Source organism: Synechococcus sp. H55.7, from assembly GCF_047462395.1.
Taxonomy (GTDB): Bacteria; Cyanobacteriota; Cyanobacteriia; order Thermostichales; family Thermostichaceae; genus Thermostichus.
This window is the reverse complement of sequence record NZ_JANSJD010000029.1, coordinates 1-20,090: the sequence shown is the minus strand read 5'-3', so window position 1 is coordinate 20,090 and position 20,090 is coordinate 1. Positions and strand designations below refer to the sequence as shown.

At 60.8% G+C, this 20,090-nt stretch carries 18 protein-coding genes; 13 read left to right on the top strand and 5 right to left on the bottom strand.

What is annotated here, in order from left to right:
- Positions 1 to 121 precede the first annotated feature (121 nt).
- The 4 genes from fabZ (at position 122) to NW851_RS12205 (ending at position 4,996) form a co-directional block, all read left to right on the top strand.
- Positions 122 to 622, top strand: a complete 501-nt coding sequence (gene fabZ / locus NW851_RS12220; protein WP_414334809.1) for a 3-hydroxyacyl-ACP dehydratase FabZ — start codon at positions 122 to 124, stop codon at positions 620 to 622.
- 254 nt (positions 623 to 876) lie between these two features.
- Positions 877 to 1,815, top strand: coding sequence for an acyl-ACP--UDP-N-acetylglucosamine O-acyltransferase (gene lpxA / locus NW851_RS12215; protein ID WP_414334808.1), 939 nt, complete (start codon positions 877 to 879; stop codon positions 1,813 to 1,815).
- A 9-nt stretch (positions 1,816 to 1,824) separates the two neighbouring features.
- Positions 1,825 to 2,997 carry a lipid-A-disaccharide synthase gene (gene lpxB / locus NW851_RS12210; RefSeq protein WP_414338852.1) on the top strand — a complete coding sequence of 391 codons (1,173 nt, stop codon included), beginning with the start codon at positions 1,825 to 1,827 and terminating at the stop codon, positions 2,995 to 2,997.
- A gap of 175 nt (positions 2,998 to 3,172) precedes the next feature.
- Entirely contained in the window at positions 3,173 to 4,996 is a 1,824-nt protein-coding gene (locus tag NW851_RS12205; RefSeq protein ID WP_414338849.1) for a response regulator, read from the top strand.
- On the opposite strand, the gene NW851_RS12200 is transcribed toward NW851_RS12205, so the two are convergent.
- A complete protein-coding gene (locus tag NW851_RS12200) occupies positions 4,986 to 5,447 on the bottom strand; it encodes a DUF4168 domain-containing protein (RefSeq protein WP_414338846.1) in 462 nt (153 codons plus the stop codon). The genes NW851_RS12205 and NW851_RS12200 overlap by 11 nt on opposite strands.
- A 782-nt stretch (positions 5,448 to 6,229) precedes the next feature.
- On the opposite strand from NW851_RS12200, the gene NW851_RS12195 reads away from it, so the two are divergent.
- The 3 genes from NW851_RS12195 to NW851_RS12185 all read left to right on the top strand — a co-directional run bounded on the left by NW851_RS12195 (position 6,230) and on the right by NW851_RS12185 (position 8,451).
- Complete coding sequence (locus NW851_RS12195) at positions 6,230 to 6,571, top strand: DUF3155 domain-containing protein (protein ID WP_414334804.1); 342 nt, start codon at positions 6,230 to 6,232, stop codon at positions 6,569 to 6,571.
- 145 nt (positions 6,572 to 6,716) lie between these two features.
- Positions 6,717 to 6,974 carry a DUF3146 family protein gene (locus NW851_RS12190; RefSeq protein ID WP_414334803.1) on the top strand — a complete coding sequence of 86 codons (258 nt, stop codon included), beginning with the start codon at positions 6,717 to 6,719 and terminating at the stop codon, positions 6,972 to 6,974.
- Between the two features lie 142 nt (positions 6,975 to 7,116).
- Positions 7,117 to 8,451, top strand: coding sequence for an AmpG family muropeptide MFS transporter (locus tag NW851_RS12185; protein ID WP_414338842.1), 1,335 nt, complete (start codon positions 7,117 to 7,119; stop codon positions 8,449 to 8,451).
- Between the two features lie 7 nt (positions 8,452 to 8,458).
- On the opposite strand, the gene gap is transcribed toward NW851_RS12185, so the two are convergent.
- Positions 8,459 to 9,490 (bottom strand): type I glyceraldehyde-3-phosphate dehydrogenase, encoded by a 1,032-nt coding sequence (gene gap / locus NW851_RS12180; protein ID WP_414334801.1) that lies wholly within the window; start codon positions 9,488 to 9,490, stop codon positions 8,459 to 8,461.
- Positions 9,491 to 9,673: 183 nt separating this feature from the next.
- On the opposite strand from gap, the gene surE reads away from it, so the two are divergent.
- A complete protein-coding gene (surE, locus tag NW851_RS12175) occupies positions 9,674 to 10,405 on the top strand; it encodes a 5'/3'-nucleotidase SurE (protein ID WP_414334800.1) in 732 nt (243 codons plus the stop codon).
- On the opposite strand, the gene NW851_RS12170 is transcribed toward surE, so the two are convergent.
- Entirely contained in the window at positions 10,388 to 10,999 is a 612-nt protein-coding gene (locus NW851_RS12170; protein ID WP_414334799.1) for a DUF3318 domain-containing protein, read from the bottom strand. The genes surE and NW851_RS12170 overlap by 18 nt on opposite strands.
- Before the next feature lie 198 nt (positions 11,000 to 11,197).
- Here NW851_RS12170 and NW851_RS12165 point away from each other — a divergent pair, with 198 nt between their 5' ends.
- The 4 genes from NW851_RS12165 (at position 11,198) to NW851_RS12150 (ending at position 15,951) form a co-directional block, all read left to right on the top strand.
- Complete coding sequence (locus NW851_RS12165; protein ID WP_414334798.1) at positions 11,198 to 11,968, top strand: GvpL/GvpF family gas vesicle protein; 771 nt, start codon at positions 11,198 to 11,200, stop codon at positions 11,966 to 11,968.
- A 92-nt stretch (positions 11,969 to 12,060) separates the two neighbouring features.
- Complete coding sequence (locus NW851_RS12160) at positions 12,061 to 13,350, top strand: homoserine dehydrogenase (RefSeq protein WP_414334813.1); 1,290 nt, start codon at positions 12,061 to 12,063, stop codon at positions 13,348 to 13,350.
- 29 nt (positions 13,351 to 13,379) lie between these two features.
- The gene (hemG, locus tag NW851_RS12155; protein WP_414338837.1) at positions 13,380 to 14,834 is read left to right on the top strand and encodes a protoporphyrinogen oxidase; all 1,455 of its coding nucleotides are present in this window, start codon (positions 13,380 to 13,382) and stop codon (positions 14,832 to 14,834) included.
- A gap of 46 nt (positions 14,835 to 14,880) precedes the next feature.
- Entirely contained in the window at positions 14,881 to 15,951 is a 1,071-nt protein-coding gene (locus tag NW851_RS12150) for a DUF3326 domain-containing protein (RefSeq protein ID WP_414334796.1), read from the top strand.
- A 272-nt stretch (positions 15,952 to 16,223) separates the two neighbouring features.
- Here the strand turns inward: NW851_RS12150 and NW851_RS12145 are convergent, their stop codons facing one another.
- Entirely contained in the window at positions 16,224 to 17,099 is an 876-nt protein-coding gene (locus NW851_RS12145) for a leucine-rich repeat domain-containing protein (protein ID WP_414336084.1), read from the bottom strand.
- A 158-nt stretch (positions 17,100 to 17,257) separates the two neighbouring features.
- Between NW851_RS12145 and NW851_RS12140 the strand changes: the two genes are divergently transcribed.
- Complete coding sequence (locus NW851_RS12140; RefSeq protein ID WP_414338832.1) at positions 17,258 to 18,493, top strand: LL-diaminopimelate aminotransferase; 1,236 nt, start codon at positions 17,258 to 17,260, stop codon at positions 18,491 to 18,493.
- 259 nt (positions 18,494 to 18,752) lie between these two features.
- Here NW851_RS12140 and NW851_RS12135 read toward each other — a convergent pair whose 3' ends face one another.
- Positions 18,753 to 19,727 (bottom strand): Gfo/Idh/MocA family protein, encoded by a 975-nt coding sequence (locus tag NW851_RS12135; RefSeq protein WP_414338870.1) that lies wholly within the window; start codon positions 19,725 to 19,727, stop codon positions 18,753 to 18,755.
- Positions 19,728 to 20,090: the final 363 nt, after the last annotated feature.

Here is a 20,090-nt window from a genome sequence, read left to right as displayed (position 1 = left end):
CGGCTTCTGGGATGGGTGAAAAGTTCTTGGGCCTGCTGCAATTTCTCTGTGCGGCCTTGCTTCTGCTTCAAGGCTCTCCCATGCGGGTTTTAAGGTTTGTCTTCCGGTTCTGTGGGTTACCATGTCTTCTGATGTCTCTCCTCCTCCTCTCCTCTCGGCTGAAGCAGCTGCTCAGTTGGCAACCGCTCCCCCCGTCTTCACAACGGAGCAAATCCTAGAGATCCTGCCCCACCGCTATCCTTTTTTGCTCGTGGATCGCGTGGTGGAGTACCAACCTGGGCAACGGGCGGTGGGCCTGAAGAACGTCACCTTCAACGAGCCCTTTTTCCAGGGGCATTTCCCCAACCGACCGATCATGCCCGGCGTTCTCATCGTCGAGGCCATGGCGCAGCTGGGGGGGATCGTGTTGACCAAGTTGCCCGATGTGGCCGGGCGCTTGGCCCTCTTTGCCGGCATCGATGGCGTTCGCTTTCGCCGTCCGGTGTTGCCGGGGGATCAACTGCTGCTTTCTGCCGATTTGCTCACCATCCGGCAAAAACGCATCGGCAAAATGTTTTGCCGCGCTCAGGTAGGAGGGCAACTGGTAACCGAAGGGGAGCTGATGTTCTCCTTGGTGGATTGATCACAGCGGCCAGCCGAGGAAGGCTCTGGGCGCGGCTGTCAAAGGACTCCGTCCCGCTAGCGCGAACGGCGCAGCGGCGACTTGTCGCCAGGAGACCCTGCTAAAGTGTTGAGATAGGGAGATGGCTCATTCCCGTCCAGATCGGGTAAACATGTTGCTGCGCAAGGTTGAGGTGGCAGTGTCTGATCTCCCCCGAACCTCAATCATCATTCGCAGGGTTGGGAGCGTAACCACAGTTGCTGGCTAGGTTGGACATGAGTTCGTTGGCTTCAGCGGGATCCACTCCCAACGTTTCTGCAAGTGCGCCGCACCGCTCACGCATCCACCCCACGGCGGTGATCCATCCGAAAGCTGAGTTGCACGAGACGGTTCAGGTTGGCCCCTATGCAGTTATTGGCGAACATGTGCGCATTGGTGCCAACACGGTGGTGGGGGCCCACGTGGTGATCGATGGCTGGACAGACATTGGCGAGGACAACCAGATTTTTCCGGGAGCGGTGCTGGGCACGGAGCCGCAGGATCTGAAGTACAGCGGCGCGCCCTCTCAGGTGGTGATCGGCAGAGGCAACCGCATCCGCGAGTTCGTCACCATCAACCGGGCCACCAATGAGGGGGAGGCCACCCTGATCGGCGACAACAACCTGCTGATGGCCTACGCCCATGTTGCCCACAACTGCGTCATCGAAAATCAGGTGGTGATTACCAATGCTGTTTCCTTGGCCGGCCACATCCACATCGAGTCGCAAGCCCGCATCGGCGGTATGGTTGGGATCCACCAGTTCACCCGCATCGGGCGCCTGGCCATGGTGGGGGCAATGAGCCGGGTGGACCGCGACGTGCCGCCTTACCTGTTGGTGGAAGGGCATCCGGCCCGCATTCGCGGCCTCAACTTGGTGGGGTTGCGGCGAGCCAAAGGGATGGAGGGATCCCTGCCGGCCTTGCGGCAAGCCTATCGGCTGCTATACCGTTCTGGTTTGCCCCTAGAAAAAGCGCTGCAAACCCTGCGCAGCAGCCTCCGCAGCGAGGGGGGGTGCTGCATCTGTTCCCTGCAGGGCAAAGAATGGGTGGATGAGACGGGATCTTTACAACACCTGCTGCAATTTTTGGAAGATTCCCTTTCCCAACCCCAACGGCGTGGACCCCTGCCGGCCCTACGCGGGAGAGGGGAAGAGTTGCCAGAGCTGGGTGATTAAGGATCGCAGGTGAGCCATCTGTTTGTGTGCACAGGCGAGGTCTCAGGGGATCTGCAGGCCGGCCATCTCATTCGCGAGCTGCTGCGCCAACGCCCGCACCTACGCATCACAGCGGTCGGGGGAGAGGAGATGGCTGCTGCCGGAGCCCGGCTGCTGCACCGCACCACCGAGATCAGCTCCATCGGCATCCTGGAAGCTCTCCCCTTCGTCGGCCCTGCCCTCTGGACAGAGTGGAAAATTCGCCGCTTTTTGGCCCAAGACCCGCCGGATGTGGCTGTGCTGGTGGACTACATCGGCGTCAACAGCCGCATTGCCCCTCTGCTGCAGCGGCGGCAGATCCCCGCCGTGTACTACATTGCCCCCCAGGAATGGGTCTGGTCGCCCAACAGCCGCCTCACCTACCAACTGGCCCAACAGATGCGGCTGATGTTGGCGATTTTCCCTGAGGAAGCCCGCTACTACGCCGCAGCAGGAGCCCACGTGCAGTATGTGGGCCATCCCCTGTTGGATATTCTGGCCGCTGTACCCAGCCGTGCTCAAGCCAGAGCCCAGTTGGGGATCCCGGCTGAAGCCACGGTGGTGGTGGTGGTGCCGGCTTCGCGGCGGCAAGAGCTGCGCTCGGTTTTGCCTGTTCTGCTCCAGGCAGCTCAGTTGTTGAAAGCTCACCTGCCCCAGGCGCAGTTTTGGGTGCCCTTGGCCTCGCCCCGTTTTGCCGCCCCAATTGCCCGGGCTGCCCGCCGTCTTGGGCTCAACCTCACCCTTTTGGATCCCCAAGCCCTGCCCTTCTTCTCGCCCCACAAAGCCCATCACCTTGCTTTGGCAGCGGCTGACTTGGTGCTGGCCAAGTCCGGCACGGTGAACTTGGAGACGGCCATCTTGGGGATCCCACAGGTGGTGATCTACCGCCTCAACCCGCTCACCTTTTGGCTGGCCCGCCACTGGCTGAAGGTGTCGGTGCCCTTTATGTCTCCCCCCAACTTGGTGCTGATGCGCCCCATTGTGCCGGAATTGTTACAGGAGCAGGCCCAGCCGGAGCAGATCGCCCAACTGGCGCTGGAGCTGCTGACCCGGAAGCAAGCCCAACTGCAAGCCGACTATGCCGCGATGCGGGCGGCCCTGGGAGAACCCGGCGTTCTCGCCCGCGCCGCCAAGGCCATCCTAGAGGTGTTGGATGGCAAGTAACTCCGGCAACTCAGCACTGGGGAACGGCCAGGGCTGCTGTTGGAGCTCTTTAACAGGCCTATCCCAGGGATCGCTTGCCCTGGCGGTTTTGATGGACTAGGCTGAAGTCAGGGTAGGGATCGGTTTGTGCGCAAAAAGCCTAAGTGCTTCGCAGGCCAGCGGCCAACTTTGTGGAGTGAATGTTGTGCAATCCCCAGTTGTTCTCAATTCCGAACGCCCATTGCCAAATGTTTCGCCGACGGTACTGTTGGCGGACGACGACCCATTCATACGAAAGTACTTGGCTCTTTTGTTGAGCCATGAGGGCTATTGGGTGGCGGAGGCCGAAGACGGTGAGCAAGCCTTGCAGCTTTTTGCTCAAACTCAACCCCAGATAGCTCTCCTGGATGCCCTCATGCCCGGCTTAGACGGGTTTGAGTGTTGCCGCCAACTACGGGCTTTGGATGCGGATCTGCCCTGCTTGATGATCACCTCACTCGAGGATCAAGATTCCATCGACAAAGCCTTTGCTGCCGGAGCCAGCGACTACGTGACCAAACCCGTTTACTGGCCCGTGATGCGTCAGCGCATCCGCTACCTGCTCAAAGGCCGTCAGACACTGGTAAACCTGCGCCAACAGGCGGCCCGCGAGCAAGCTCTGAACCGGGTTGTGCGGGCCATTCGCGCTGCTTTGCAGTTGGATCAGATCTTCGCTGTGGCCACCCGTGAGATTTGTCATCTGCTGGAGGCGGATCGGGTGAGCATCAGCATCTATCGGCCTCAGCAACAGCATTGGCGCATCATCTCCGAGTACTCCACTCAGCCGAATCACTATTTGGGCTGTCTCATTCCCGATGCCGAAAGCCCCATTGCCCAACAGTTGAAGCAAGGGAAGGTAGTGTTGCTGGAAGCAGCCGACCAGGCTGAAGGTTGGGCCTACATTGCTTCTATGGCCAAAGCCTATCCCGGCAGTTGGCTGTTGGTACCCCTCTACGGCGGCGAAAGCCCCGCATTTGGCCCGGCCCACCTCACCCTGTGGGGCAGCTTGTGTCTGCAACTGAAAACAACGCGCCCCGGCTGGTTAGCCAGCAGTCAGGATCTGATCTTGGCCTTGGCCGATCACCTCTCCATCGCCATTCAGCAGGCGGAACTGTTCCAACAGATCCAGGAGCTCAACCGCACCCTGGAAGAAAAGGTACAAGACCGCACTGCCCAACTGGATCGGCAGGTGCAGGAATTGCAGCGGCTGGATCACCTAAAAGATGATTTCCTCAGCACGGTGTCCCACGAGCTGCGCACCCCTCTTGCCAACATGAAAATGGCCATCCGCCTGCTCAGCGCTGTCCTGCTGCCTGACCGGGGCACTGCCAAATCCCCGGATCCGGCCAAGATCTCTCAGTACTTGCAGGTGTTGGACAACGAATGTGAGCGGGAGATCAAACTGGTCGAGGATCTGCTGGAACTGCAGCGGTTGGAGGTGCTCAAAGGACTCCGTCCTGCTAACGCGAACGGCTCACAGCAGCCCTGCTGGTTGGCGTTGCAAAAGTGGTTGCCCCAAATTGCGGAGCCCTTCGCTCAAGATGCCTACCGCCGCCATCAGCACTTCAGCCTTGGGATCCCTCCCGAACTGCCCGCCATTTCTACCCTGCCGGAGGTGCTCAAGTCGGTGCTGGCCGAATTGCTGAGCAATGCTTGTAAATTTACCCCTGCCGAGCACCAGATCAGCCTACAGGTCACCAACCATTCCGATCACCTAGAAATCCAGATCCTCAACACCGGCGTCACCATTCCCCCAGAAGAACAAAAGCGAGTCTTTGAGAAGTTCTATCGGGTGCCCAGCGCAGATCCCTGGCGGCAAGGGGGGACGGGGCTGGGGCTGGCCCTTGTGCTACAGCAGGTGAGCCTGCTGCAAGGAAGCATTCACCTCAGCAGCGAGGCAAATCGCACCTGCTTTACCTTGCGGCTGCCTCTGGTTCTCTCTGCGCCTGACCAAGACAAGCCGGCTCAGCCTAGGGTGTAGGTGTTGGGGTGGCCGGCTTGGATTCTTGCAAAACTTCTTGCAAGCGCACGCGAACCCGCTGGTTGAGGGCAGGATTTTCGTTCGCCAAGGTCATCAATTCGCGGTATTGCGGCACCGTCAGCCCTTGCTGCTCGACAATGCGGCTGGCTTGGGTTTCCGTGCGCTGCATAATTTGCTCATATTCCTCTTCGTTCTGGGTTTCCCGCAGTTGGGCGCTGGCTTCTCGAATCAGGGGATCCAACTCCAACAAAATCCGCACCAATTGTTCCACCTGAGCATCGGTGACTTGCTCTGGGGTCAGAGTCGGAGATGCCAGAGGGCTGGGAGTTGTGGGGGCCTCAGTCGGAGAAGCAGTCGCAGCAGAACTGGGCAGCGGGGTTGCTCCCTGTGCCCAAACCGGCAGGGATCCCAAGCTGAGTCCCAGACCCACCAGCAATGCGAATTTCATCATGCCCAAAACTCCCTAGACCTAGACGAGGTTTACCCGAGCCTTTGAGGTGCAGCTAAAGCTAGGCTAGCAAGATGCCTGTGTTCCGTCTGATCGCTTCAGCGCAGTCCTGGAAACCCAGCAAACTCATCAAGCTTCTTTGCCGGTCACTTGGATCGGGATCCAATCCCTACGGTACCAGAACCTCTCACCCCTTGGCTGGGCACTCAGGACAGACCCGCGAAAGGGCTATATGGATCTGCTGTGGATCTCTTGTAGAAACAAGAAGTTAGCTGTACAGTCTTAGTACACTGCCCGAGAGCAGACCCTTCCTCTTCTCGGTCGAGCAGTTCCAAACTGGCAAAGTCGGCAACTGACTCAGCACTTCAACCCAAAAGAGGTTGATTTGAAACTGAGTTTAGGTATATATTCTGTTGAGCACCGTTTCTGCTAATGTTAAGCTGGAGCTCAGATTTGATGAGAGTCTCCTGCGTTGGCAGCTGATTTTCTCTACAGTTGCCAGAGGCAGTGGATTCGCTTCAAGATTGAGCCTAGCAACCACTCAACTTGTCAGCTCTCTTCGCAGGCAGTTTTTGGGGATTTTCACTCAGAGGACGCTTCCCCACGGGAGTTTGGGGCTGGTGTTCGAGTTGCCCTCCCGCCGAGCAAAAGGAAGTTGCGGGTTTATGGTTTATTGTTCTTGTAAAGAAGAATAACAAAAATGGGTAAAAGTTATTGATTTTCTTAAGCAGTGCTGATATATTCCCTTTGCGGTTGTTCGGTGATCCCTCTACAGGAGGCTTACATTGGTTAGGAGAAGAAAGCGTAAGAGCCGCCGTCGTCTGGAAGGGCGCAAGATTTTAGATCATATCCCTCAATTTAATTTGGACAGTGGTGAGGAGAAGTCTGTAACTGCTGCTCGCAGATATATTCAGGAAAATTCTATTCAGCCGCCTGCGCTGATTTTGGTACGGCGCAATGAACATACGATTGATCGGTTTTTTTGGGCGGAGAAGGGGTTATTTGGTGCGCAATATGTCGAGGAGAACCACTTCCTTTTTCCCAGCCTGCGGGCTTTGCTAGCGGAAGTTGCGGCTGAGAAGCCGGAGAAAAAATCCTCGAAGGCTCTTGCAACTGCCGCCCGCTAGTTGCTGGCTGCTTTTCCCCACAGCAGGCAGTTGGGAGACTTTGAATGGCGTGGAGCTCCGGATGCCTCATGGCCCAAGTTCGACCTGCTGGTGGCAGCGGGAGGGTCACGCGCTACCCTACAAGGGATCCCGTCGGAGATGCCGGATGAGCCGACTGCCTCAAACCACTGCCCATGTGCAGATTACCCGCCGCTCTTGGCAGGAGGGTGCCATCGAAGGGGAAGTCAACGCCAACGGTTGGGTTTGGCGCTTCTGCTGGTGCTTTCGGGCCGGGGAGCTGAAGGTGGAACCTTCTGTGGGGCGGGCTTTGATTTGTGAGCCCTTGAGCCGTTTTCTGGAAAAATCGGACTATCTGCTGGAACCCGGCAGCAACTACTCGTTTGTGATTCGCAGTAGCCTGTAGGTTTTCCCGAGAAGGACTCCCTCCTGCTACGGCAACGGGAGGGAGCTTCTGCCCAGCAGCAGCGATCGCCGCCGGCAAGGGCACCTGCTAGAGTAACCGGCAATTCAGGGATCCCTGAGAAGAAATGGGAGGGCTGGCCAGGATGGAGGTGGAGACAAGCGTCCTGAGGCGGATGTTGGGTATCTACGGCAGCCCCAAGATGGGCACTTTGCTGCTGCTGGGGTTTTCGTCGGGTTTGCCGCTGCTGTTGATCAACTCCACCCTCAATGCCTGGCTGACCCAAGCGGGCTTGACCACCATTGCCATCGGCTTGTTTAACCTGCTCAATTTGCCCTACTCGTTCAAGTTTCTCTGGTCGCCTATTCTGGATCGGTTTCTGTTGCCGGCACCGGGATCCCTGCGGGGCAGTCGGCGGCGGGGGTGGATGGCCCTGACCCAGGTGCTGTTGCTGCTCAGCATCGGGCTGCTGGGTTTTCAAGATCCCAACCAAACCTGGCTAGAAACCTTGGGCTGGGAGGAGCTGGCCCAGACTTGGCCGGGCATCACGGTTTTCACCCGCCCGATCTTTCTGGTGGGGTTCCTGGTGGCTTTTTTGAGCGCCTCTCAGGACATCGCGGTGGACGCCTACCGCACCGACATTTTGGCAGAGCGGGAGATGGGGGCAGGGGTAGCCATTTTCGTATTTGGCTATCGCATCGCGCTGCTGGTCAGCAGTGGTGTGAGTTTGATCTTGGCGGACTACTTGCCCTGGTGGCAGGTGTACGGGATCATGGCGCTGCTGATGTCGATCGGGGTGGTTACCTCATTTTTGGCCCCCGAGCCGGAAAACAGTGCCCTCAAACCTACCTCGCTGCGGGCGGCCATTATCGAGCCGTTTCAATCTTTTTGGCGGCACCGCTTGGCCTGGGCGATCCTGCTGTTCGTGGTCTGCTTCAAGTTGCCGGATAGCTTGGCGGGGCAAATGACCCCCACGTTTTTGTTGCAGACGGGGTTCAGCACCAGCGATCTGGGCATCATCCGCAGTTGGATAGGCTTGTTGGCCACCTTGGTGGGGGCTTTTGTGGGGGGAGAGTGGGTCAGCCGCGCCGGCACCTACCGCTGTCTGTTCATCTTCGCGGCCCTGCAGGGGATCGGCAATTTGGGCCTGGGAGCCATTGGGTTGGTGGGGCAAAACTATCCGCTGCTGGTGGGGGCAACCCTTTTCGACAACATGGCCGGGGGCATGGGCACGGCTGCTTTCCTGGCTTTTTTGATGAGCCTCTGCGATCGGCAATTCAGCGCCACCCAGTACGCTCTGCTCACCAGCGTGTTTGCCGTGGGAGGAACCTTGGCCGGGGCCATGTCGGGCTATTTGGCGGCTGCGGTCAATTGGCCGCTGTTCTATTTGATTACAGCGATGACAGCCGCTCCGGCGATGGTGCTCTTGCTGTGGCTCGGCCCACCTGAGGAGTTAGGGATGGACGTAACAAACCACTGATGGCCGCCTACAGCGCAGCCCCGATTTTGGCGGCCAGGTCCACCAGCCGCGCGGCATAGCCGTACTCGTTGTCGTACCAGGAGAGCACCTTCACCGTGCGATCTCCCAGGGTCAGGGTGGATTCCAAGTCCACAATCGAGGAGTGAGGATCCCCAACGATATCCGCCGATACGATCTGCGGTGGGGCAATGGCCAGGATGCCGCGCATCGGGCCTTCTGCCGCCTCGACAAACGCTTGATTGACTGCTTCTTTGGTGATGGGCTGCTCGGTGCGCACCACAAAGTCCACGATCGAGCCGGTCAGGGTGGGCACCCGCAGCGCCAGCCCGTCCATCTTTCCTCTCAGGGCAGGCAAAACCTCGGCAACTGCCGTGGCCGCCCCGGTTGTGGAAGGCACAATCGACACCGCCGCCGAGCGGCCCCGCCGGTAGTCCTTGGGATCCGGGCGATCCACGATGGCCTGGGTGGCGGTATAGGCGTGGCAGGTGGTGAGAAAGCCTGTCTCGATGCCAAAGCGATCCAGCAAGACCTTAGCCAACGGCGCCAGACAGTTGGTGGTACAGGAGGCGTTGGAGACGATGTGGTGCCGCTGCGGGTCGTACTGGTCGTCGTTGACCCCCATCACCACCGTCAGGTCGGGGCCTTTGGCGGGAGCAGAGATGATCACTTTTTTGGCGCCGGCCTCCAGGTGTTTGGCGGCCCCATCTCGTTTGGTGAATAAGCCGGTGGATTCCACCACCAGGTCAACCCCCAGATCCTTCCAAGGCAGTTGGGCCGGATCCCGTTCTGCCAAAACCCGGACTTTGTGGCTGCCGATTTGCAAGTGGCCATCCACGGCGCTGACGGTCTGGGGCAGGCGCCCATAGGCCGAGTCGAACTGAAGCAGATAGGCCAGGTTTTCCGGCTCGGTCAGATCGTTGACGGCTACCACCTCCAGCTCCCGGTCGGGGGACGGAGTCCTTTCCGGCTGAGACAGCAGCACCCGCAAGAAAGCCCGCCCAATGCGACCAAATCCGTTGATGGCTACCCGTGTGGTCATCGCAGTCCTCCGGTGTCAGTTCCTTATGATGGGTTGATGGATGCGGCAAGGGGAAGGCTGACCCCCAAAGATAGGGTAAAAGAAGAACGGGATCCCTGCTGCTTTTGCACCCCAGATCTCCAGATTTGCGCTGGAGACTTGCGATTAGATTAACCCAAGAAGTTGCCGGCAGAGGAAATCCGGATGAAGGTATTGCTGACCAACGATGACGGCATCGAGGCGGCGGGGCTGGCCCAGCTCAAGCTGGCCCTCGGCTCCCTTGTTGCAGAAGAACACTGTTGGATTGTGGCCCCCCACCAGGAGCTTTCCGGCTGCAGCCACCAGGTGACGACGCGACGACCGTTTCGGGCCTCTGCCCGCGGCGAGCGCACCTTTGCCGTTGAGGGATCCCCTGCCGACTGTGTGCGGGTGGCCCTATTCAAACTGGCTCCATCCGTAGATTGGGTGCTTTCCGGCATTAACGAGGGGGGAAACCTGGGAACGGATGTGTACTTGTCCGGCACGGTGGCAGCGGTGCGGGAAGCGGCGCTGCGTGGGATCCCGGGGATCGCCATTTCCCAATACCGAGCAGGGGGCAAACCCATCGACTGGGAACAGGCGCGGCGCTGGACCTGTGCCATTTTGGCGGAGCTGATGGAACAACCCCTGCCCAGCGGAGCGTTTTGGAATGTCAACTTGCCCCACCTGCCACCTGGATCCCCTCTGCCGGAGCGGGTTTACTGTCCCCTCTGTACCCAACCTCTGCCCCTCGATTACGCCGTGGAGGCAGAAGACAATGGGGTAGAGTCATTGTGGTTTCGCTATCAGGGCCGCTATGCGGATCGCGCCCGCGATCCCCAAGCCGATACCGACATCTGCTTCTCCGGTCGGGTGGCCATCACTCAAGTGCAACTGGTCTCAGGAGTTTCCGCCTGAGGGGGCAAGGTTGCGGGCAATGGTTCTCAGCCGTTGTAGCCGCAGCGCCGTCAGGATATCGCTGGGATCCAACTTGAGAACCTGTTCCAGAGCATCCGCCAGGTGTTGAGCCGCCTCTTGGCGGCTGTAGCCGCGAAACTGGGCGCGGCGCAGGGCAAATTCATCGGCATCGAAATGGGCGCTCTCCCGGTTCAGGTTTTGCCAGATCTGCTGAATCGAGAGGGCTGTGATGCCACCCGCCAAGAGAGCGGAAAAAGGGTGCTGCAAAGAGAGCTCCGCCACAGTGGTGATGCCTCCCAGCAAAGCCAGCGACTGGTAAAATCCCGGCTGCAGCCAGTTGCGATTGCCCAGCCAACCCACCTCGCGCAGAAACAACAGATCCCGCTGGGGACGTGGGATCTGTTGCCAACGGCGAAAATCGATGGCGATCGTGCCCTGAGGCTGCCAAGGGGCCTTGCGGCGGGAGACCAGCAGGGCTTCACCCCCGAAGTTGGGCACGACGCTGACCAAGGGTCGGAAGGAGGCGGGAAGCAGATCCCGCAGTCGTTCGGTCTCTTCCTTTTCAAAGGGTTTGAAGTCTGGGCGGCTGGTCATGGCCTCACCTGCTGGGAGCACTGGGGTGGAGAGCCCGCCTGAAACCCGGGCCCTGCTGCGGCCCCAAACACCACAGCCCTGTGCAGAACCGGTGCGCAGCTAGTTTACCTTATCTCCGGGCCGACCGTGAACGCTCTGCAGCCTGATCCAGGTTGCGTAGACTGGGAAGGAAAGACTATCTTCCTTCATCCTCAGCCCATGACCTTCTCAGCCCAGCCGGAACCCCAAGTGCAGGGCAAGGGGCAGAGCGTTGTCAGCCCTCTCTACACCTATGCCTTCTTCCCGCAGCCGGATCCGCAGCTTTTGTCCTTCATCCGGCAAACCGAGGGGATCCATCAGCCGGTACAGGTGTTTGCCCCGGTGGGGAGCCGAATTGCCGCCGCTGTGGAGCCGATGCGGGATCCAGAGGCGTTGCAAGCTTCGGATGAGGTGCTGGTGCGTTCTGCCCTGCGCCACGATCAGGTGCTCTGCCGGCTGTTTGCCCAGATGCCGCTGCTGCCCCTGCGCTTTGGCACCTGCTTTCTCTCGGCAGAAAAGCTGGGATCCCATCTGCTGGCGCGGCAGGCAGAGTACGAACAGGTCCTCGCGGCCATTGGGGGAAGGGCCGAGTACTGTCTGAAGGGAAGGATTCGGCCTCAGCCCCAGCCGGAGCCGCAGCCATCTCTGAGCGGGACGGCCTATCTGTTGGCCCGCAAGCAAGCCTATTTGCAGCAACAGCAAGCCCAAGCGCAGCAAGAGCAGGAGCTGGCGGCCCTGCAGCAACTTTGGCCCTCTACTTGGCCTGTGCAAAAGGGGGACCCCCAGCCGGGCGAACGCTTGCGGCTTTACATTTTGCTCACCCCTGCCGAACGGGAAACGGCGGCCCAGCTTACCCAAACCTGGCTGGCGCAGCACCCTGATTGGCAACTGGACTGGAGCCCCCCTTTGCCCCCCTATCACTTTGTGGGTGCCATAGGGGACAGATGCTAGACTCCGACTCCTGGGTGATCGGCACCGTTTATCGTAGTAGTGGTGAGGGGAGTTTTCTGGTTCAAGGTCGGCAGCAGGCAAGAGGAGCGGTTGTGGTCTATCGAGTTGGGCTATTGGGGCTGGGCACGGTCGGCACGGGTGTTGTGCAAATGCTGCAGCAACCGCAGCACCCTCTCCTACAGGCGGTCGAGATTGCGGCAGTGGGGGTGCGCTCCCTGGATAAGCCGCGGCAAGTGCGGATCCCACCTGAGCGCTTGACCACCAATCTGGAGCAGATCGTCTCGGATCCGGAAATCGATGCGGTGATCGAGCTGATGGGGGGCCTGGAGCCGGCCCGCAGCCTGATCCTGAAGGCCATTGACCACGGCAAGCCGGTGATCACGGCCAACAAAGCGGTGATTGCCCGCCATGGGGAAGAGATCTTTCAAGCTGCCGCCCAGGCCGGGGTGGCGGTGCTGCTGGAAGCGGCGGTGGGCGGCGGGATCCCCATTGTGCAGGCTTTGCAACACTCCCTGCGGGCCAGCCGCATCCAGGCGGTCTGGGGCATCGTCAACGGCACCACCAATTTCATCCTCAGCCAGATGGCCCAGCAGGGCAGCTCCTTTGCCGAGGCGCTGGCCCAGGCCCAGGCCCGCGGCTACGCGGAAGCGGATCCCAGCGCCGATGTGGAAGGGTGGGATGCCGCCGACAAAATCGCCATTCTGGCCGGCCTCGCCTTTGGGGTGGCGGTGCCGCGGGAAGCCATCCCCTGCGAAGGGATCCGCAACATCAGCTCCACCGACATCCGCTATGCCCGCGAGTGGGGCTACACCTTCAAGCTCCTGGCCATCGCCCAAAGGGCCGCCGCCCAGGGATCTGAGACGGCCTTGGATGTGCGCGTCCACCCTACTCTGCTGCCGGTTACCCACCCGCTGGCCAACGTCCACGGCGTGGACAACGCCGTCTGGGTGCAGGGGGATCCCCTGGGGCAGGTGGTGCTCGCCGGCCCAGGGGCGGGACAGGGGCCGACCGCCAGCGCCGTGGTTGGGGATTTGCTCACCCTCCGGGCCCACCTGCAAACCGGGGCCTATCTGCCCAATCCTCTATGGGGGTTCTTCGGCAGGGCTGCCGCTTTGCTCCCGCTGGCGGAATTGGAGTCGGAGTTTTACGTGCGGGTGTTGGCCCAGGATCAGCCGGGGGTGATGGGGGCGATCGGCACCTGCTTTGGCCGCCACCGGGTTAGCCTGGAGAGCATTACCCAAAAAGAGTGCCACCAGGAGCAGGCGGAGATCGTCATCCTCACCCACACCGTCCGCGAGGCCGATTGTCGGCAGGCGCTGGCCGAGATCCAACAGCTTCCCCAGGTGGCCGCGATCCCCAGCCTGTTTCGCGTGCTGCGTTGATTGCTTTCAGGAAACCCATAGGAACCGCGATGATGGACAGCTTGGAAGCGGCAGTCAATCCCTCAACTGAGCCTCTGACCCACTTGTGGGAACGGGCTGAGGTGGTGGTCATTGGGGCGGGCATCAGCGGCCTGACCCTGGCGCTACGCCTGCGGCAGGGCCGCTCCGCTCAGCCGGTGCTCTTGGCCGAGGCCAGCCCTCGTGTCGGCGGCTGCATCTCCACCCAATCCAAAAACGGCTACCGCTGGGAAGAAGGCCCCAACAGCTTTACCCCCGTCCCCCCTCTGCTCAACCTCATTGCCGAGGTGGGCCTGGCCGAGCAACTGGTGCTGGCGGATGCCAAGTTGCCCCGCTACATCTACTGGGAGAAAGAGCTGCTGCCGGTGCCCCTCAGCCCTTCTGCAGCCATTGGCTCGCGGCTGTTGAGCGTGGGCGGCAAGCTGCGGGCTTTGCAGGGGTTGTTGGGGTTTGTCCCGCCGCCGCCAGGGCGCGAGGAAACGGTGCGGCAATTCTTCCGGCGACAACTGGGATCCGAGGTGGCAGAACGCTTGGTGGAACCTTTCACCTCAGGGGTGTATGCGGGGGATCCGGATCAGCTCAGCGCCTTGGCCGCCTTTCCCCGCGTGGCCGGCTTGGAAGAGCGCTACGGCAGCCTTTTTGCCGGCGCGCTGCAGGCTTTGCGCCACAGACCCCAGCCCTCTCCTGTGGCCATCCAGCCCCCACCCCAACGTGGCCAACTGGGCAACCTGCGCCAAGGGCTGCAGCAGTTGCCGGAAGCGATAGCCCAAAAGCTGGGGGACAGCCTGCGGCTGGGCTGGCGGGCTGTGCAGCTCAAGCGGGATGAGATGGGCTATTGGGTGGGCTTTAAGACCGCCGAGGGATCCCGCTGGGTGGTTGCCCGGCAGGTGGTGCTGGCTCTTCCCGCGCCTGAAGCTGCCTCGCTGTTGCAGGAGCTCAACCCCCCAGCCAGCCGGCTCTTGGCCGGGATCCCCTATCCGCCGGTGGCGGTGGTGGCTTTGGCCTATCCCCAAGAGGCTCTGCCGCAGCCGTTGCGGGGGTTTGGCCATTTGATCCCGCGCTCCCAGGGTTTGCGCACCCTGGGCACCATCTGGGCCTCCTGCCTTTTCCCAGAGCGGTCTCCCCAGGGCTATCACTGCTTCCTCAGCTTCATCGGCGGGGCCACCGACCCGCTCATTGCAGCACTTTCCCCTGAAGAGCGAGCGCAGATTGTGCACGCAGAGCTGAGCCAGATCCTGCTCACCCGACCTGTCGAGCCCATCCGCCTGGGAGAGCGCCTGTGGCCCCGGGCTATCCCACAATACACGCTTGGCCATCGGCAGCGGATGGCCCAGTTGCAAGCTTACCTGGCGTCCCAAACCCCAGGTGTGTGGGTGTGCGCCAACTACCTGGATGGCGTGGCGTTGGGAGATTGTGTGCGTCGGGCCGAGGCGCTGGCGCAACAGCTTTTGTTGCAAGCGTTCTGAATCCACATCAAATCCGTTCGCATCGGCGGGACGGGATCCGCAAGCAATGTCCCCACATTCCTACACCACGCTGCTGCTTGTCCCCACCGGCATCGGTGCCCGCATAGGTGGCTTTGCCGGGGATGCCCTGCCCATTGCCCGCGTCTTGGCCGCGGCAGCGGAGCGGGTCATCACTCACCCCAATGTCTTAAACGGGGCCAGTTTGTATTGGCCGATGGGGAATGTGTTCTACGTCGAAGGGTACGGCCTGGATCGATTTTGTGCCGGGGTGTGGAACTTGAGGCCGGTGCGCCAAAACCGCGTCGGGGTAGTGCTGGATGCCGGCATTCCGGAAGATCTGCAACAGCGCCACCTGCACGTGCTGCAGGCTGCCCAGGCCACCTTAGGGCTTAACATCGGCCCCTGGCGCTTGACCGGCCGACCCCTGGGTGTTTCCGTCTGCTCCTCCCCTTCCGGGGCCAGCCAGGGATCCCTGGCCCAGCCTGATGCTCTGTTGGAGACTGCCCAAGAGCTGATCCGCCTGGGAGCAGAGGCCATTGCCGTGGTGGCCCGCTTCCCCGACCAGCTCGACTTCAGCCAGTACCAGCAGGGGAGGGGGGTGGATCCCTTGGCTGGGGCAGAGGCCATCCTCAGCCACCTGGTGGTGCGAGAGCTGGGGATCCCTTGTGCCCACGCCCCCGCCTTCTACCCCGATCCAGACCCTAAGCCGGTTCACCCCCGCGCTGCCGCCGAAGAGGTGGGGTTTACCTTTTTGCCCTCGGTTTTGGTGGGCCTTAGCTACGCTCCCCAATTCGTCAAAACTCCCCAGCCGGGCGACCTGACGGCAGAGCAGGTAGATAGCGTCATCGCCCCGGCCACCGCCTTTGGCGGGCCTGGATTGCTGCACCTGGCCAGCCGTCCCCGCCCGCCGCTGTTTATTGCCGTCGAGGAAAACACCACCGTGATGCAGGTGCACCCCCGCCAGTTGGGGATCCCTTGTGTATCGGTAGCTTCCTATCTGGAGGCCGTTGGTGTGGTGGTGGCCCACCGAGCAGGTGTGGCCTGGTCGTCGCTCCAGCTTTCCCCCTCCACCCCGGAAAAGCTGATCAGCTCCGCACTTGAGCATGACAGGCCCTAAGCCCCATAGCCCGCGGGCAACTTGAGTGTCTCCCGCAGGACAACATCTGCAGTGTTTTGAGAATGGCGCGGCAGCCGGGACGTCAAGTCTATGGACATTTCAAACAGTTATAGTCATTGCAAATAGCAATGAAACGATTCGTTATGTCGTTATTGCTCCGCAACGCTGTCGCGAACGCGCCGCTCTAACTCCCCTCTCCCTCAGGGAGAGGGGCTGGGGGTGAGGGATATCCCTCAGGGAGAGGGGCTGGGGGTGAGGGACAACCGAGAAAGCTACCGCGAGCAGATGGGAGCCGGCAGAGGGTCCCCTTGGTTGAGGCCGGCAAACCACTTGGACAGGGCAGCCGGCAGGCAGAGGCCGGCGTTTCCCTCGATCTGCAACCGCTCCAGCCGGGGCAGTTCCGCCAAAAAGGTCGGCAGTTCTCCCGTGAGTTGGTTGCGTGCCAAGCGCAGATCCCGTAACTGGGTCAGTTGTGCCAGCTCGGGGGGCAGGGATCCGCTGAGGCGATTGTCCGACAAGTAGAGGTTTTCCAGGTTGCGCAGTTGCCCCAGTTGGGGGGGAAGGGGGCCGGAGAGTTGATTGCCATCCAAAAACAGGCCTCTGAGGGAGCTCATCTGGCCCAGTTGGTCGGGAATGGAGCCGCTGAGGCGGTTGTTTTGCAGGATGAGGTTTTCCAGGCGGATCAGCCGGCCCAGTTGGGGGGGAATAGACCCAGAGAGCTGGTTGTGATCCAAAAACAGGCCGCGCAGGTTCTGCAACTGCCCCAGCTCGGGTGGGATGGAGCCGGAAAGTTCGTTGTAATCGAGAAACAGGTTTTCCAACTGGCTCAGTTGCCCCAGCTCGGGCGGGATGGGGCCGGAAAGTTGGTTGAGGCTGAGGGACAAGGCTCGCAACCGGCGAAATCGGCCTATTTCGGGAGGGAGGGATCCCCTCAACCCTTGGCGATCCAATACCAGTTGGACAAGACACTGATCCGAATCAAAAAGAGCCACCTCCTCCACCACCGCGTCCGGGCGGCCCAGAGCTGCCAAGATCTGCCGCAGCAAGATGGGATCCTGACAAAGAGGAGCAGACCAGACCCCCATCCCCCAGCTCAGCCAAACCCAGATTGCCAGTAGACTCAGCGCCCACCCTTTCTGCTGCTGCATCCTCACTCTCCCAAGGACTTTTGCCAGGGTAGCACTCAGAGGCAGAGTTTTTGCCCGGAACCTGTTATGGATTCTGCCCGTTCACGGAGTGGGCCGTAGGCTTTAGAGCGCGAACAGCTACACTGAAAAGCCGATGACCTCTTCTTCTACAAACCCCTATGGCCAGGATCAACGACCACTTCCTCAAGCTCAAGGCTGGCTATCTCTTTCCCGAGATTGCCCGGCGGGTACAGGCCTTTGCTGCCGCCCATCCGGAAGCCCAAATTATCAAGATGGGCATTGGCGATGTCACCGAGCCGCTGCCGGAGGCCTGCCGGACGGCCATGATCCGGGCCGTGGAGGAGATGGGGGAGCGGGCCACCTTCCGCGGCTACGGGCCAGAACAGGGCTACGAGTGGCTGCGCCAAGCCATTGCCCGGCACGATTTTCAGTCTCGCGGCTGCGACATCGACGCTTCTGAGATCTTCATCTCCGACGGCTCCAAGTGCGACTGTGGCAACATCCTGGATATTCTCGGTCACGACAACACCATTGCCATCACGGATCCCGTCTATCCCGTCTATGTGGACACCAACGTGATGGCGGGCCATACGGGGCCGGCCAACGAGCGGGGTGAGTACGAGGGCCTGGTCTATCTGCCGCTGACGGCGGAAAACCACTTCACCGCCAGCCTGCCCCAGCAAAAAGTCGATGTCATCTACCTCTGCTTTCCCAACAACCCCACCGGCGCAGTAGCAACCCGGGAGCATCTGCAGGCCTGGGTGGACTATGCCCGCGCCCACAACTCGCTCATCCTCTTTGATGCCGCCTACGAGGCCTACATTACGGAGCCTGGGATCCCCCACTCCATCTACGAGATCCCGGGGGCAAGGGAATGCGCCATCGAGTTCCGCTCCTTTTCCAAGACAGCCGGCTTTACCGGCACCCGCTGCGCCTTTACAGTGGTGCCCAAGTCGCTACGGGGCCAAGCTGCCGATGGCTCCTGGGTGGATCTCTGGAGCCTGTGGTATCGCCGCCAGTCCACCAAGTTCAACGGCGTGGCCTACATCGTGCAGCGGGGGGCAGAAGCCGTCTATTCTGAGGCAGGGCAGGCCCAGGTGCGGGCTTTAGTGCAGTTTTACCTGGAGAATGCCCGCATCATCCGCGAGCAGTTGGCCAAAGCCGGGATCCAGGCCTACGGCGGCGTCAACGCTCCCTACGTCTGGGTAAAGGCGCCCACTGGGCTGAGCAGTTGGGAGTTTTTCGACAAGCTGCTGCACACCTGCCATGTGGTGGGGACTCCCGGCTCTGGCTTTGGCAGCGCCGGCGAGGGCTACCTGCGCCTGTCGGCTTTTAACAGCCGCGCCAACGTAGAAGAAGCCATGCGCCGCATTGTCAGCGTGTTTGGGAGCTGAGCGGCTAGGGCTGTTCAAATCCCAGCCAACTGGGTGGTGCCAGATTCTATCCCTGACTTATCTCACCTCCGACCCTTTTGGCGGAGGAAGAGGGGAGCCATAGCCATTTCAATTGAGACTGGGACAACGCACTTCCACTCAAGTTCTCGACTCTTCTCCCTCACCCCCAGCCCCTCTCCCAGGGGGAGAGGGGAGAGACCAGACCCTATCTCTGGAAGCGCTCGGCGACTTCCTCTCTACCAGACTTGCACCGGCACTTTCAAGTTGGGATCTCATCTTGAACATGGACAACCTGCTGGGTTTGGGCGGATCGCTCGGCGGCCTCGGCCACGGCGAGGGCATGGAGCATCTTTTCGGTGTCTACGTAGAGAGCTCTGCCCTGGCGCAGGTGATCCAGCACCATGCGGGTGTCTTGCTCGAACAGGCCGTGACGGGATCCCGTCTCCAAGGGGTGGGCACTGCCGGCGCGCAACAGCATCGCCTCTTCGCCGTTGATCAGCAGGCCCCCCCGCTGGCCGTGGAACTCCAGTAGCCGCTGCGAGCACCACAGAGAGTCTCCCTTGCCATAGGTCAACACTGCCAGCAACCCATTGGCAAAACTCAGTTGGGCTGTGCAGTAGCAACTGCTGTAGCGCTGGGGCAAATCCGGCCCGTCGTAGCGCAGTTGGCAGCTCACCCGCTCCACCTTGCCCAGCAAGTCCACCAAGCGGTGAATGCGGGAGACAGCCCCCATGAGGGGGAAGCCAAACAGCTCAGGCCGGTAGGTCCAGCGGTCGGGGGCGGGGTGGGTGGCGGTGAGGGTGATGTAGCGGACGGCAAACAACTTGCCCAGCCCTTCCAGCTCCCGCCTCAGCAACAGGTGGATGCCGCTGAGGAGCTCGATGTGCTCCACGTGCAACAGCAACCGCCGCTCGGCTGCCAATTGCACCAGCGACCGGGCTTCGGCAAGGCTGAGGGCAAGAGGATATTCAACGACAGTGTGGATCCCTGCTTCCAGCGCAGCGCGGGCAATGGCCCCATGATCCCGATTGATGGTGCTGACAAAAACCAGATCCAGCCGCTGCTCGCGGAAGAGAGAAGACCAGTCGAAATAGGCAACAGCCCCAAACTCGGCGGCAAAAGTAGCACTCCGCTCGGGGGATCGACCGACAACAGCCACAATCTCCACTTGCCCATCTTTGCGCAAGGCCTCAGCCCGTGAGCGAGCCGCGTAGCCGGTGCCGATGATCCCCACCCGCAAGGTCTGTTCCCTCTCCTAGCCTGCCTCTGTTTGTAGCATCACATAGAAAGGATCCCTTGTACTACCTAGCCATCAGGATCTCGCTTCACCCCAGGGAAACTCCTGCTGCACCCCTTTATTTCAAGCAGCAATAAAACCTCTCGTCACATCACTATTGCTGCGCAACGCTGTCGCGAACGCGTCTCCCTAACTCCCCTCTCCCTGAGGGAGAGGGGACGGGGGTGAGGACATCAATTGTGGCCCGCCACCAGTGAAAATTAACGTAAGGTGCGGAATTCCTCACCGTCTATACGGTGGGGATGGATAGCACCCTCTGACTGATTCTGGATGTATTGCTTCACAATTTCTAGGGAGCAA

Coding starts and splice junctions, on each gene's coding strand:
- fabZ (WP_414334809.1), top strand. CDS start 122: ATGTCTTCTGATGTCTCTCCTCCTCCTCTCCTCTCGGCTGAAGCAGCT.
- NW851_RS12170 (WP_414334799.1), bottom strand. CDS start 10,999: ATGACCAGCCGCCCAGACTTCAAACCCTTTGAAAAGGAAGAGACCGAA.
- NW851_RS12185 (WP_414338842.1), top strand. CDS start 7,117: ATGGAGGTGGAGACAAGCGTCCTGAGGCGGATGTTGGGTATCTACGGC.
- NW851_RS12145 (WP_414336084.1), bottom strand. CDS start 17,099: ATGCAGCAGCAGAAAGGGTGGGCGCTGAGTCTACTGGCAATCTGGGTT.
- hemG (WP_414338837.1), top strand. CDS start 13,380: ATGATGGACAGCTTGGAAGCGGCAGTCAATCCCTCAACTGAGCCTCTG.
- NW851_RS12165 (WP_414334798.1), top strand. CDS start 11,198: ATGACCTTCTCAGCCCAGCCGGAACCCCAAGTGCAGGGCAAGGGGCAG.
- NW851_RS12190 (WP_414334803.1), top strand. CDS start 6,717: ATGAGCCGACTGCCTCAAACCACTGCCCATGTGCAGATTACCCGCCGC.
- gap (WP_414334801.1), bottom strand. CDS start 9,490: ATGACCACACGGGTAGCCATCAACGGATTTGGTCGCATTGGGCGGGCT.
- NW851_RS12140 (WP_414338832.1), top strand. CDS start 17,258: ATGGCCAGGATCAACGACCACTTCCTCAAGCTCAAGGCTGGCTATCTC.
- NW851_RS12200 (WP_414338846.1), bottom strand. CDS start 5,447: ATGATGAAATTCGCATTGCTGGTGGGTCTGGGACTCAGCTTGGGATCC.
- lpxA (WP_414334808.1), top strand. CDS start 877: ATGAGTTCGTTGGCTTCAGCGGGATCCACTCCCAACGTTTCTGCAAGT.
- surE (WP_414334800.1), top strand. CDS start 9,674: ATGAAGGTATTGCTGACCAACGATGACGGCATCGAGGCGGCGGGGCTG.
- NW851_RS12150 (WP_414334796.1), top strand. CDS start 14,881: ATGTCCCCACATTCCTACACCACGCTGCTGCTTGTCCCCACCGGCATC.